Raw genomic sequence first — 12,963 nt, forward strand, 5'->3', positions numbered from 1 at the left:
ATCGTGTGACGGCGCGACGCTAGTCTGGTCGGCGTGGGTCGCGGCACGGTACGGATCGAGTTCGTCAAGGGTGAGACGCGGCGCTATCGGTCGCTGCTGCACCGTCCCGACGGCGTCGACGTCGAGTTCGAGGGCGGTTCCTACAACAAGGTCGGCGGGCCGGCGGGGGAGCTGCCGCACGACCTCGCGCACCTGATCGTCGAGGACGAGCTGATGCTGTTGCACGGCGTCTGGGGCGTGCTGGTCGCGGGCGGGATGTTCAGACTCGCGACCGTCGTCGCCGGTCGCCGCGCGCCGCATGCGACCAGACGCGGCCGCGCGCTCGTCGCGGATGCGAGTGAGCGGGTGAGACAGGCTGAGGTGCTCGTGCGCGCGGTCTGCGGCGTCTGCGCCGGCGAGTATCCGGCCGACCCCGCGGCGCTGGAGCGCGGGATCGGGGCGCGCTGGTGGAGTGACACCGTCACCCGCGAGGCACTCGCGCGTGCGTGCGAGCGGCTGCGCGCGGCCGGCGAGCAGTGGGCTCGTCTGGCGCCGGGCGCGACGCTCGAGGGGACGTGGCCGCACGCGCCGGTGCGCGCGCGCTGAGCCGACGGGCAGCCGGGGCGGTTGCGCGCGCGTCTCTGGCAAGGGGGTCAATTGTGGGTACGGGCCGCCCGTGGCCGTTGGGATCGCGCGGTCGGCGTCGAATTCGCCCGCGATATTCCCGTGAACCGGTGTTAGACATTGGCCCGTGCGAAGAGCCCTCCTCACCACGTTCACGCTGCTGTGCCTCGTCTCCGCCGCCGCGCTGCTGCCCGCGGCCGCGGCCGCCGACGCGACGCCCGAGTACTTCAACCTGCCGGACGGCAACAACGCGGGCGGCGGGATCGCCGCCGCGCCGGACGGGACGATCTGGTTCGGCGCCGGCAGAACGTTCGGCGCGCCGACGATCGGGCGGCTGATCCCGTCGCAGGGCTCGCCCGGCACGACGAACGGCATGACGCTGTTCCCGACGCCGACGATCCCGGGCACGAGCTGCTGCGCGAACATAGTCCGCAGCGTTGCCTTCGACGGCGAGAGAAACCGCGTCTGGTTCACGCAGAGCGACGGGATCGTCGGCTGGGCCGACGCGGCGCTGGTGACGCCGGGCAGTGACGACGCGATACGAGCGACGCTCGTCAGAACCGCGATCAGAGGCGGCGGCGCCTTCACGCCGGACCTGTGGGACATCGCGATCGGGAGAGGCGGGCTCGCCTGGTTCACCGAGCGCAGCACCTACAACGTCGACCCGTACCCGGGCGCGCGGATCGCCTCGATCGACAAGGACCTGACGATCACGGAGCTGTCGAACATCGCGCTGCAGGACAACGCGAGATCGCTCGATTCGACCCGCTACGACGCGCAGCCGACGGGCATCACCGTCGACGCGGACGGCAGGCCGTGGTTCGCCGAGTCCAACCCGGGCTTCCCCGGCTGGCGGATCGCCACGCCCAGAGGCGGCGGTCCCGACTACGACGAGTACCTGATCACGCCGTGCGCGGGCTCGCCCTGCTCCGGCTCCAACACCGGCACCGGCGCGACCGACGTGGCGGTCGCGCAGGACGGCACGATCTGGTTCACCAACCAGCTCAGAAACGAGATCGGCCGGCTCGACGTGGCGGGCGGCACGTTCACGAACTACAGCCTGCCGGTGATCGACAGAGGCTTCGCCGGCGGCCGGCCGATGGCGATCACCACGGCGCCGGACGGCACGCTGTGGGTCGCCCAGTACGGCGGCATCACGCACCCGAGCGGCAACGCGATCGTGAAGATCGTCCCGGACCCGCTCGCGCCGACGACGACCGTCTGGCACGTCGGCGCCGGCAAGTACCCGCTGGCCGTGACCCCGGACGGCGCCGGCAACATCTGGTTCGCGCTCTCGACAGACACCGCGCCGGGCCTGGTCGGACGGCTCGCGGGCGTCGTTGCCGGCGGAGGCGGCGACGGACCGGACGGGCCGGCCGGACCCGGTGGCGACGGTACGCCCGGTGGCGGCGGTGCGCCCGGCGGAGGCAGCGCGCCGGGCGGCGGCAGCGGCCCCGCGGGCGGCGGTACGACGAGACCGCTCGTCCCCGTCAGCGTCGGCGCGGCACGGGCAGGCACGCCGTCGGTCAACGGCGACTCGGTGAGAATCGACCAGATCTGCGTCGGTCCGCCCGAGGCGCGCTGCTCGCTCGTCTACATCCTCTCGGCGGGCGAGTACGTGACCGGCTTCCCCGGCGCGAGATCCGACGACCGCGACAGAACCCGCGCGGTCACAGCCGTCGTCGCGTCAGCGTCAGCGAGCGCGAAGGCGAGACGCCGCGGCAGAGCCAGAAGAGCGAGACCGAAGCCGCTGATCCTCGGCCAGAAGACGGTCACCCTGCGCGGCGGCCAGAGAGCCGAGGTCAGACTGACGCTCAACGCCAGAGGCCGCAGACTGCTCAGAAGAGCCGGCAGGCTGAAGCTCTTCTTCACCGTCACCGAACGCACCGCCAGCGGCAGACCGAAGCGCGTCAAGGCGCTGAGAGTCACGCTCAGACAGCCCGTCAGAAGAGCGCGCAGACGCTGAGCTGAGCCGCGTCGGTGCGCGTCAGCCCCCGGCCCGATCAGGCGCTGACGCCGGATCAGGCGCCGCCACCGGCTCGCCCGGAACGCGGTAGAGCGGTCTCCACGGGGAGATCGTGCCGTTGGCGGCGGGCTCGCCGGGGACGTCGCCCTGGGTCCACCACTGCGCCTGATAGGGGAGGCCTCTGTAGAGCACCTTCGCGCCGGCTCTGAAGACGCCGGCCGGCGACCACGCCGGATAGGTGCCGGCGGGCAGCTTCGGGATCACGGGCGCTCTGTCGGTCCGCAGCACGGGGCCGACGAGGCGCCACGGCGACTCGCCCGCGGGGGTGTTCTCGGCGTCGGGCGTCTGCCCCTGGGAGAACCACTTCGCGACGTAGACGGCCTGGTGCCAGACGACCTTGTAGCCCTCGCGGTAGGCCTGGTCGGGCTGCCAGATCGGATACGGGCTTCTGGCCGGGTCGTCGGTCGTGGCGGTCGTCGTCTCGGGCGTCAGGTCGGAGGTCGTGACCGCCGCGGAGGTCGCGCGGACGCTCCCTCTCAACGCTCCGTTGAACAGTCTCGTGAACTGCAGCGGTCTCTGAACGACGCCGCTGCAGGTGTTGGAGAGCGTGCCGGTGACGGCGAAGGTGACGCCGCACTGCTGGTCGCGGTTGAGCGACCAGGTCGAGACGCGGCCGACGCCGTGCTCGAGCGCGTAGTCGGCGACCGCGCGCGCGTCGCTCACGGTGACGCGCTCGGCTCTGACGTCGTTCTGGCCGATCATCACCGTGACGCCCACCTTGCGCCAGAGGTGCTCTGAATTCAAGGCGGCCCCGGCGCGCGCGTAGACGACGGAGAGCTGCTTGCGCGTCGCATCGACCGAGGAGAGGATCGCCGCGCGCATGTCCTTCGCCGCGGACGGGACGCCGAAGTCCATCGCCATCACGTTGACGCCGGCGAGGTCGACTCTGGCGTCGAGCATCGCGTCGACGACCGCCAGCGCGTCGGGGTTGAGGCCGTCGGGCGTGACCGGCAGCGTCAGCCACACGGCGAGGCTGCGTCTGGCGGCGCGCGCGTCGTCCTGGATCGCCTTGACCGCCAGCGCGCGACGCACGTTCGCGGGCTCGTCGGCGAGCGCGGCGCCCTCGACGTCGAAGTCAACCGTGTCGGCGTCGTAGCGGTCGATCGTCGCGCTGTAGGCGGCCTGCAGCCTGTCCTGGTCCTCGCAGGCGATCGCCAGCTCTCTGTTCGCCTGGCCGCCGAAGGAGACGACCGCGTCGCCGCCCTGGCCGCGCAGCTGCGCGACGCGGCGGTCGAGGTCGATGCTCGTCGCGGCGCCGTCGAGCGTCTCGTACGTGCCCCACGTCGGCGTGCACGCCTCGTCAGCGCCTCTGCCGGCGACGACGAACCCGAGCACGACGTTGCGCGAGGGGTTGGAGGCGCGGTCCTGGAAGGCGACGGTCGGTGTCAGCGTCACATCGACGTAGGGGGCGAACCACGGGCCCCTGGCGGCGGCGGACTGCGCCTTGGCGGGCGTCGTCTCGGCGACGTCGCGCACGACGAAGAAGACGCCGCCGCCGATCGCGAGCAGCACCAGCAGCGCGGTCAGCACGCGCCACGGCGACAGCTGCGGCTTCGGCTCGTCGGGCAGCGTGGAGGGATCGGGCGGGGTCGGAGCGCTCATCGCCAGCCTTCGGTCTCGGTCGTCGCGGGCTGGCCGTCGTCGTCGGCGCGCCTGCCGCGCTCGGGCGCCCTCGGCTCGCGGTCGTCGGCGCGACCGCTCGGGCGGTCGCTCGCGCGGCGGCCCATGAAGGCCGCGACGTCGGTCTCGCGGCGGCCGGGTCCGTCGCGGCGGTCCTCGACCGCGCGGCGCTCGTCGACGTCGCGGTCCAGCGCGGAGCCGTTGCGACGGTCGGCGGCGCTGCCGCTGCGGCCGGAGCGGGAGCGGCGCTCGGCGCGGCGCACGCCGTCGGCGGGTGCGTACGCGAGTGTCTGGGACCAGTGCGGGGCGGGCGGCACCGCGGCTGCGGCGGCGCGGCGCGCGGCGCGTTTCACGCGCGCGGACTTCTGCGGCTTGTAGAGCCAGCTGGTGACGTTGGTGTAGACGTCGACGACGGAGTGGAAGAGCCCGATGTAGGCGACGATCGCGTAGCTGGCGAGGACGGCGTTGAGGCCGGCGAGCGTGACGTTGACCCAGCGGTCGCGGTCGAGGTCGCTCAGCAGCGTCAGGACCGAGAAGACGACGAACACGTACGGCATCACGATGAACGTCAGGCCGGGCGTGGTGCGGCTGCGGACCTTCGGCGTGCGCTTGAACGCCGGTCGCCCGCCGACCAGCACCTGCAGCAGCGACGCGCCGACGCCGGCGATGTTGACCGCCAGCAGCACGAGGTTGAAGCCGTACAGCCCGAGCACGTCGCTGCGGCGATAGCCGCAGTGCTTCAGGTCGACCGCCATCATCGCGAAGTAGGGGATCGAGATCAGCAGCACGAGCGGGCTGATCAGACGGTCGTTGAACTGGAACAGCAGCAGGAAGATGAGTGCGATCGAGCTCCAGCAGATCGACGCCATGTAGTTGATCCGCAGGAACGTCTCGCCGAACTTCTGGCGCTCGCCGCGGGCGCGCCGCGTGCGGATCTGGCGCCACAGGCCGGGCAGGATCAGCAGGCCGCCGTTGGCCCAGCGCTGGCGCTGGATGCAGAGCGCGCCGAAGTCCGGCGGCGTCGCGCTGTAGCTGAGCCGCTCGGGGTAGTTGAGCAGCCGCCAGCCGTGCACGCCGAGGTCGATGCTCGACTCCGTGTCCTCGATCACCGTGCGGTCGGAGATGAAGCGGCTGATCGACCAGTCGCCGTCGTGGCTGACGTCGCGCAGGTCGTCGATCGCGCGCTTGCGCAGGACCGCGTTGGCGCCGACCCAGAAGGTGGCGTCGTAGTGCGTCATCCCCTGGTGGACCATGTGCTGCAGGTCGGTCGTCGCGCCGGCCATCCGCTCCAGCCGCGTCGCGGCGCCCGGAAAGGCGGTGTACGGCGCCTGCGCCACAGCGACCCTGCTGTGCTCCTGCTGCTGCAGCAGGTGCACGATCCGTAGGCAGTACTCGGGCAACAGGAGGCTGTCGGCGTCGAGCGTCAGCACGTAGTCGGGATTGCGCACGACGAGGTCGGCGTCGCCGTCGGCATGCAGCAGCGCGAGGCCGCCGCCGGGCACCTCGACCTCGTTGTAGCTGCCGCCCATCAGCCCGATGTAGCTGTTCAGGTTCATCGCCTTGTTCGGCTCGTGCGAGAGCGAGACGAAGCGCTTGCGCTGAAACGACGTGATGCGCGCGCCGAAGATCCAGGTGAGCCGCTGCAGCAGGTGGCGCAGGTGGTCGTGCGTCAGCCTCGCGCCGTCGCCGGCGGCCGCGCGCAGCGCCTGCGCGCTGGCCTCCATGTCCTCGGCGAGGCCGAGCAGCACTCTGTCGACGAGGAAGCGGTCGGCGTGGTCGATCACCTCGTAGCCGCCGCCGTACCGCGCCAGCCACTGCGCGGCGTGCTCGTACTCCCTCGCGACGTCCCAGATGTCCTCGACGTTCGGCTCGCCGCCGCCCAGGTACTTCGTCTCGAAGCAGTCGAGCGCGATCTGAAAGCGCCCCTTCGGCTCGCCCAGCAGCGCCTCGATCTCGCCCGGCAGACCCTGCGCGTCGATCAGCATCTGCGCGGGGCGCGCGTAGCGCGGCTGCGGCGGGTCGTCGATCAGCAGCACCAGCTCGAGGTCGGGGTACTCCTGCAGCGCGGCCGACAGCAGCGTCATGCGGTTGACGCGCATGTCCTCCTGGTAGGAGGGGATCAGCACCGTCAGCGTCGGCGCGGAGCGCTCGAACGGCTGGCTCAGCTCAGCGCGCGTGGCGCGCCGGTGGCTGCGGGTGCGCGAGTAGTAGCCCAGGCGCGTCGTCAGGTACGCCAACGCCGAGCACGCCAGCAGGGTCATGATGACGATGTAGAGGATCGTCGAGACGCCCAGCGCCGGAGCCCCGTCGTCACCGCCGCCGAGCGAGCTGCGCGTCAGCGTCGTGATGACGAACAGCGCCCATCCGATCACGGTGACGGCGATCGCGAGCTGCCCGATCAGCATCGTGCTCTCAGAAGCGGGCGCGGGCACGACCGGCAGTGCGGAGCGCGTGTCGCTTCCCCATTGGCGCTTGGGCATGGAAGGCATTGCTCCGGTAGATCGGCAGTTCGCGGCGGGACGTTGAGAGAAACACCCAACACGGCGCATGCGCCTGCCGTGTTACGGCGTTGTTGCCAGGGCGCGAACAGCGCAGACCGCCGGTCGTCCGAGGAGTGTCGAACCGCCACGTCGGCGAGAGCGGTTGACGGCCGACCAAAGAATGCATTAGATTCGCTTTTAGGCATGAAACACGTCTTCAAGCATCAAATCAGCAATAAGGCATGGTCGTTCCAATCACGCATGATCGGGATCGCGCATGAGCACCGCTGACGAGACCGCGGCCGGCAACGGCAGCGCGGGCGACGGGCTCGCGCTCCCCCGAGCGGCCGCGCCGACGACCGCGACCGGCCCGCTCGCAGGGGTTCGCGTCGTCGCCGTCGAGCACTCCGTCGCGGGGCCGCTGTCGACGCGGATCCTCGGCGACCTCGGCGCCGACGTGCTGAAGGTCGAGCGGCCCGCCACCGGCGGCGACTTCGCGCGTCACTGGGACCACAACGCCGGCGGCGAGGGCGCGCAGTTCTGGTGGCTCAACCGCCGCAAGCGTAGCATCGCGCTGACGCTCGACGAGGAGGGCCGCGCGCTGCTCGGCGAGCTGCTCGCCGACGCCGACGTGCTCGTCCACAACATGTCGCCCGCGGCCGCGGCGCGCGTAGGCTTCGACGCCGAGACGCTCGCGGCCGCGTACCCGCGCCTGATCGCCTGCCAGATCTCCGGTTACGGCGCCGACTCCGACAGCGCGCCCGACCGCAAGGCCTACGACATGTTGATCCAAGCCGAGGCCGGGATCATGTCGCTGACCGGCACGCCCGACGAGGTCTGCCGCGTCGGCGTCTCGATGTGCGACGTCGCGACCGGCCTCTACGCGGCCGTGCTCGTGCTCGCCGCGCTGCGCCGGCGCGAGCAGGACGGCGCCGGCGCGCAGCTGGACCTGACGATGTTCGACGTCGCGCTCGAGTTCGTCGGCCCGATGCTGATCAGCAACCTCAACTCCGGCGTCGAGTACAGACGCTCGAGCGCGCGCCACCACGCGATCGCGCCGTACGGCGTGTTCGAGTGCAGGGACGGCGCGCAGATCGTGATCGCGATCGAGCAGGACGGCGAGTGGCGCGAGCTCGCGACCGAGCTGCTGGGCGACCCGGCGCTCGCCGACGACCCACGCTTCGCGACCAACGCGCAGCGGATCGCGCACCGCGGCCTCGTCGACGCGCTCGTCGAGGCGCGCCTCGGCGCGATGGACGTCGAGGACGTCGTCGCCGCGTGCGAGCGCCACCGCTTCGCGTACGGGCGCGTCAACGACGTCAGCGCGGTCGCGCACCACCCGGTGCTGGCTGAGCGCGGCGCCGTCGAGCAGGTCCAGTCGGCCGCCGGCGCGGCCGTCCGCAGCATGGTCGGGCTCGCCGAGCGCGCGTTCGACACGAGCACGACGGGCCGGGTGCGCCCGCCCCAACTTGACGAAGACCGAGGAGCGGTGATGCAACGACTGGAGCGGGCGACGTGAGCGGCACGGCGAGCAGCGGGCGCTTCCGCATCGGCCTGGACATCGGCGGGACGTTCACCGACCTCGCGGTGCACGACGCCCTCGACGGCAGCCTGCTGCAGGTCAAGAGCCCGTCGACGGTCGACCCGGTCGAGTGCGTCACCGCCAGCGTCGACAAGGCCGCGGCGACGTTCGAGCTGGACCGGCGCGGCTTCCTGGAGGCGGTCGACCGCGTCTTCTGCTTCGGCAGCACGCACGGGCTCAACACGCTGCTGACCGGGCAGGGCTCGAAGGTCGGCATCGTCACGACCAAGGGCCACGGCGACGCGTACACGATCGCGCAGATGAACCGCCACGGCATCCACGACATCCGCGACGCCGCGGAGGGCACCTTCTCGCCGCTGATCCCGCGCAGCCGCATCCGCGAGGTCGACGAGCGGATCGACTCCTCGGGCGCGATCGTCGTCGAGCTGGCAGAAGCGCAGGTCCGTCGCGTGATCACGGAGCTGGTCGAGGAGGAGGGCGTCGAGGCGCTCGTCGTCGCGTTCCTGTGGGCCCACCGCTGGCCGATCCACGAGCGCCGCGTCGCCGAGCTGGCGCGCGAGCTGTACCCGGACCTGTTCGTCACCGCCGGCTCCGACATCGCCGGCACGCTCGGCGAGTTCACGCGCCTCTCGACCGCGGTCATCAACGCCTACATCGGCAAACGCGTGCAGATGCAGTCCAACCGCCTCAGCGACTTCCTCGCGCGCGAGGGTCTCGGCGTGCCGGTGCTCGTGATGCAGATGCTCGGCGGCGTCGCGCCGATCGAGGAGATCTCCGAGCGGCCGGTCGCGCTGCTGAAGAGCGGCCCGGTCGGCGGCACCGTCGCCGCAGCGGCGGTCGCCAAGCAGCTCGGTCAGCAGGACGTCGTCTGCATCGACATGGGCGGCACGAGCCTCGACGTCTGCCGCATCACGGCGGGCGAGATGCAGCTCAGCCGCGGCTTCAGCATCCTCAAGCACCCGATCACGATCCCCGGCGTGGAGATCGAGTCGGTCGGCTCCGGCGGCGGCAGCATCGCCGTGCTGGAGGAGGCCGGCGGGCTCGCGCGGCTGCGCGTCGGACCCGAGAGCGCCAGCTCCAAGCCCGGTCCCGCCTGCTACGGCCGCGGCGGCACGCTGCCGACCGTGACCGACGCCAACCTCGTGCTCGGGATCCTCGACGACGCGGTCCCGCTCGGCGGCGAGATCCAGCTCGACCGCGCGGCGGCCGAGTCGGCGCTGCGCGAGCGGATCGCCGATCGCCTCGGGCAGCAGCCGGTCGAGAGCGCGTGGGGCGTCTACCAGGTCGTGACGGCGCAGATGGCCGACGCGATCGAGCGCTTCATGGTCTCCAGCGGCGTCGACCCGCGCCAGTATGCGCTGATGGCGTTCGGCGCCGCGGCGCCCGCGCACGCGCTGGCGATCGCCGCGCGGCTCGGCTCGCCGCAGGTCGTGATCCCGGCCGCGAGCCCGATCTTCTCGGCGTACGGGCTGATGATGACCGACATCCGCCACGCCTACGAGGTGACCGACGACTCGGTCCGCTTCCCGATCGACGGCGCGAACGTCGTCGTCGACGCGACCCACACCGAGCACGTGCGGGAGCGGCTCGCCGGCGCGTCGGAGCGGCCGCAGCGGCTGCTGGACCGCGAGCAGGTCGACCTCGCCGCGCGCGAGCTGTCGCTGTTCGTCGACATGCGCTACTCCGGCCAGGAGCTGCAGCTGTCGATCGAGGTCCCGACCGCGCTGCTGGACGGCGACGCACCCGACGACGCGCTGGAGCAGATCGTCGCGGCGTGGCGGCGCAAGTACGACCAGGTCTACGGCGCCGGCGCCTCCTGGAGCGAGGGCGCGATCGAGATCGTCAACTACCGCGCCGTCGCGGTCGGGCGGCTGACGCCGGTGCAGGCGGTTGGTGCAGCTGGTGCGGTCGGCGCTGCGAACGGCAACGGGCGCGCGCACGCCGCAGGCGCGGGCGCCGGCGCGTCCTCGCCCGTGCTCGCGCCCGAGCGCCGCGAGCCGGCGCCGTCCGGCAGCCGCGAGGTCTACCTCGGCGGCTGGCTGACGGCCGACGCCTACGTGCAGTCGGAGCTGATGCCCGGCGACGTCGTGCGCGGCCCGGCCGTGATCGACGGCGAGCTGACGACGACGGTGCTGGGCGCGGGCGACGAGCTGACGGTCGCCGCGACGGGTGACTTCGTGGCGGTGCCGAGCGCGGGTGGCTGGAGATGGTGAGCGGAGGAGACGAGCAGATGTCCGGAACCCAGGCGACGGGCGCGGCGCAGACGCAGGCGCCGGCGAGCGGCGAGAGCACGATGCAGGCCGACGCCGTCGCGCTGCAGGTCGTCCACAACCGCTTCGAGACGCTGATGCGGCTGATGACGAGCACGCTGGAGCAGCTCGCCGGCACGGCAGTCGGACGCGAGGCGGGCGACTACTCGACCGCGTTCATGGACGCCGACGGCCACGTCGTGGCGTTCGGCAGCGCCGTCTGCACGCACCTCGGCCACGAGATCAAGATCGTGCCCTGGATCCTGGAGAACGTCGGCCGCGACAAGATCCGCGACGGCGACATCTTCATCAGCAACGACCCGTACACGGGCGGCTGCGTGCACTCCAACGACGTCGGCTGCGTCGCGCCGGTCTTCGCCGACGAGGAGCTGCTCGGCTGGGTCTTCTGCGACATGCACTTCGCCGACGTCGGCGGGATGGTGCCCGGCAGCTTCGCGCCGGACGCGATCGACGTCGTCGCCGAGGCCGTGCGCTTCCCGCCGACGCGGATCTACGCCGCCGGCGAGTACCGCGAGGACGTCGTGCGGGCGTTCATCAACAACACGCGCCTGCCGACGCAGATCGCCCGCGACATCGCGTCGGAGGTCGGCGCGCTGCACTTCGGCATGCGCGCCGTCGGCGAGCTGGCCGAGAGCTACGGCACGGCCGAGCTGAAGCGGCTGATGGAGGCGCTGCAGGACTTCTCCGAGCAGGCTTTCCGCGCGCGCCTGCGCGAGCTGCCCGACGGCGTCTACGAGGCGGCCGACTACATCGAGGACGGCTACAAGACGCCGCTCGTCTACCGCGCGCTGCTGCGGATGACGAAGCAGGGCGACGAGTTGTACCTCGACTATCGCGGCTCCTCGCCGGCCGCCCCGGCGCTGATCAACTGCTCGGAGGCCGGCCTGATCGGCGGCATCATGGGCCCGCTGATCCAGCAGCTGGCGACCGGCATCCCGTTCAACGCGGGCGTGATGCGGCCGGTCCACCTGACCGCCGACGAGGGCTCGTTCGTCAACGCCGTCTATCCCAGCCCGCTCGGGATCGCGACCGGCTACGGCGCCCACGCCGTGCAGGACGCGCTGTTCGCCGCCGGCTCGACGGCGCTCGGCGCCAGCTCGAACGAGTACCTGCAGCTGCGCGCGACCGCGCAATGGGGCGCGGTCCACCCGTGCTTCATCTTCAGCGGCGCCAGCAACCAGTACGGCGACTACTCGATCTTCCTCAACATGGACGGCCCCGGCGCGCAGGGCCAGGGCGCGATGCCCGGCCTCGACGGCGGGCGCGGAAACCTGATCTGCCTCTACGGGTCGGTGCCGAGCATCGAGGCGCACGAGGTGACCGAGCCGTTCCTGTATCTGTCGCGTGAGATCGGGATCGACTCGGGCGGACCGGGGCGCTGGCGCGGCGGCTTCTCGCTGCGCGCCGCCGGGATCGTCTGGGGCGAGCTCAGCAGCGAGCAGAGCGGCACCTTCTGCACCGGCCGCAACGCGGTGCCGACGCACGGCGCCGCCGGCGGCTATCCGTCCTCGGGCGTGTACTACGGGCCGCTCGCCGGCTCGGGCGTGCACGAGCAGCTCGCCGACGGCCACGTGTCGACCTGGCACGAGCTGATGGAGGAGCACGGCGACGGCTTCGAGTCGCTGCCGTCGAAGGCGACGTGGGAGGGGACGCGGGCGCTCGGCAAGGGGCCGGGCTCCGAGGTCTTCATGATGACCCACCCCGGTGGCGGCGGCTACGGCGACCCGCTACTGCGCGACGCCGCGGCGGTCGCCGCCGACGTCGCGGAGCGCTACGTCTCGCGTGCCGCCGCCGAGGGCGCCTACGGCGTCGTCGTCGGCGACGACGGGGCGGTCGAGGAAGCGGCGACGACGGCGCTGCGCACGCGGCTGGCGGCCGAGCGGTTCGCCCGCGCGGGCGAACCGCTGAAGCGGTGGAGCGCGCCTGCGGGCGCGGGCGGGACCGACGCGGGGGATGCGGGTGCCGGCGCGACCGGCGCCGGCGCCGGCGACGCGAGCAGACCGGCGGACGAGCTGGCGCTCGGCTCGGTCACCAGCTCGCTCTCGCGCGGGACCGTCTGCTGCGCGCAGTGCGCGGCGGCGCTGTCGCCGGTCGACGCCAACTGGAAGGACCACGTGCCCGCGTCGCGCGGGCCGGCCGCCGATCTCGGCGAGCGCGGCTTCGGCGCGACGTATCGGGTCGCGCCGAACGAGTCGGTCGAGGTGGCGGAGCTGTTCTGCCCCGCCTGCCACGCCGTGCTCGCGGTCGAGCTGTACCTGAAGGACGAGCCGTATCGCTGGGACTACCAGCCGCTCGCGGTCGCGCACGCCGGGGGTTACGACCCCGCCGCGGAGTGCGCCGCCGACGCAGCCGGCTGGATCACGTTCGTGCCGCGCCGCTGAGCAGTTCGCGGCGGCGCGAGCCGGTCGTCGCGTCCCGCCC

7 protein-coding genes are annotated in these 12,963 nt (G+C 72.2%); 5 read left to right on the forward strand and 2 right to left on the reverse strand.

The window, feature by feature from the left end; genetic code table 11:
- Window positions 1-33: 33 nt before the first annotated feature.
- Both Q7L65_RS14565 and Q7L65_RS14570 read left to right on the forward strand, forming a co-directional pair.
- A complete protein-coding gene (locus Q7L65_RS14565) occupies window positions 34-585 on the forward strand; it encodes a hypothetical protein (RefSeq protein WP_304722189.1) in 552 nt (183 codons plus the stop codon).
- Window positions 586-730: 145 nt separating this feature from the next.
- Window positions 731-2,569, forward strand: a complete 1,839-nt coding sequence (locus Q7L65_RS14570; protein ID WP_304722190.1) for a hypothetical protein — start codon at window positions 731-733, stop codon at window positions 2,567-2,569.
- Window positions 2,570-2,590: 21 nt separating this feature from the next.
- Here the strand turns inward: Q7L65_RS14570 and Q7L65_RS14575 are convergent, their stop codons facing one another.
- Both Q7L65_RS14575 and Q7L65_RS14580 read right to left on the reverse strand, forming a co-directional pair.
- On the reverse strand, window positions 2,591-4,231 hold the full coding sequence (locus Q7L65_RS14575; protein ID WP_304722191.1) for a chitinase: 1,641 nt from the start codon (window positions 4,229-4,231) through the stop codon (window positions 2,591-2,593).
- A complete protein-coding gene (locus Q7L65_RS14580; RefSeq protein ID WP_304722192.1) occupies window positions 4,228-6,729 on the reverse strand; it encodes a glycosyltransferase family 2 protein in 2,502 nt (833 codons plus the stop codon). The genes Q7L65_RS14575 and Q7L65_RS14580 overlap by 4 nt, the downstream gene beginning before the upstream one ends.
- A gap of 277 nt (window positions 6,730-7,006) precedes the next feature.
- On the opposite strand from Q7L65_RS14580, the gene Q7L65_RS14585 reads away from it, so the two are divergent.
- From Q7L65_RS14585 to Q7L65_RS14595, 3 genes are read left to right on the forward strand one after another with little or no spacing between them, the layout of a single operon-like run.
- Window positions 7,007-8,248, forward strand: a complete 1,242-nt coding sequence (locus Q7L65_RS14585; RefSeq protein ID WP_304722193.1) for a CaiB/BaiF CoA-transferase family protein — start codon at window positions 7,007-7,009, stop codon at window positions 8,246-8,248.
- Window positions 8,245-10,485, forward strand: coding sequence for a hydantoinase/oxoprolinase family protein (locus tag Q7L65_RS14590; protein ID WP_304722194.1), 2,241 nt, complete (start codon window positions 8,245-8,247; stop codon window positions 10,483-10,485). The genes Q7L65_RS14585 and Q7L65_RS14590 overlap by 4 nt, the downstream gene beginning before the upstream one ends.
- Window positions 10,486-10,502: 17 nt before the next feature.
- Window positions 10,503-12,923, forward strand: a complete 2,421-nt coding sequence (locus Q7L65_RS14595; RefSeq protein WP_304722195.1) for a hydantoinase B/oxoprolinase family protein — start codon at window positions 10,503-10,505, stop codon at window positions 12,921-12,923.
- Window positions 12,924-12,963 lie beyond the last annotated feature (40 nt).

The sequence above is a fragment of the Conexibacter sp. CPCC 206217 genome (assembly GCF_030646165.1).
Lineage (GTDB): Bacteria > Actinomycetota > Thermoleophilia > Solirubrobacterales > Solirubrobacteraceae > Conexibacter.

What these genes read in the sequence shown, in the direction of transcription:
- Q7L65_RS14575 (WP_304722191.1), bottom strand. Translation starts at nt 4,231, where the DNA reads ATGAGCGCTCCGACCCCGCCCGATCCCTCCACGCTGCCCGACGAGCCG.
- Q7L65_RS14585 (WP_304722193.1), top strand. Translation starts at nt 7,007, where the DNA reads ATGAGCACCGCTGACGAGACCGCGGCCGGCAACGGCAGCGCGGGCGAC.
- Q7L65_RS14595 (WP_304722195.1), top strand. Translation starts at nt 10,503, where the DNA reads ATGTCCGGAACCCAGGCGACGGGCGCGGCGCAGACGCAGGCGCCGGCG.
- Q7L65_RS14580 (WP_304722192.1), bottom strand. Translation starts at nt 6,729, where the DNA reads ATGCCCAAGCGCCAATGGGGAAGCGACACGCGCTCCGCACTGCCGGTC.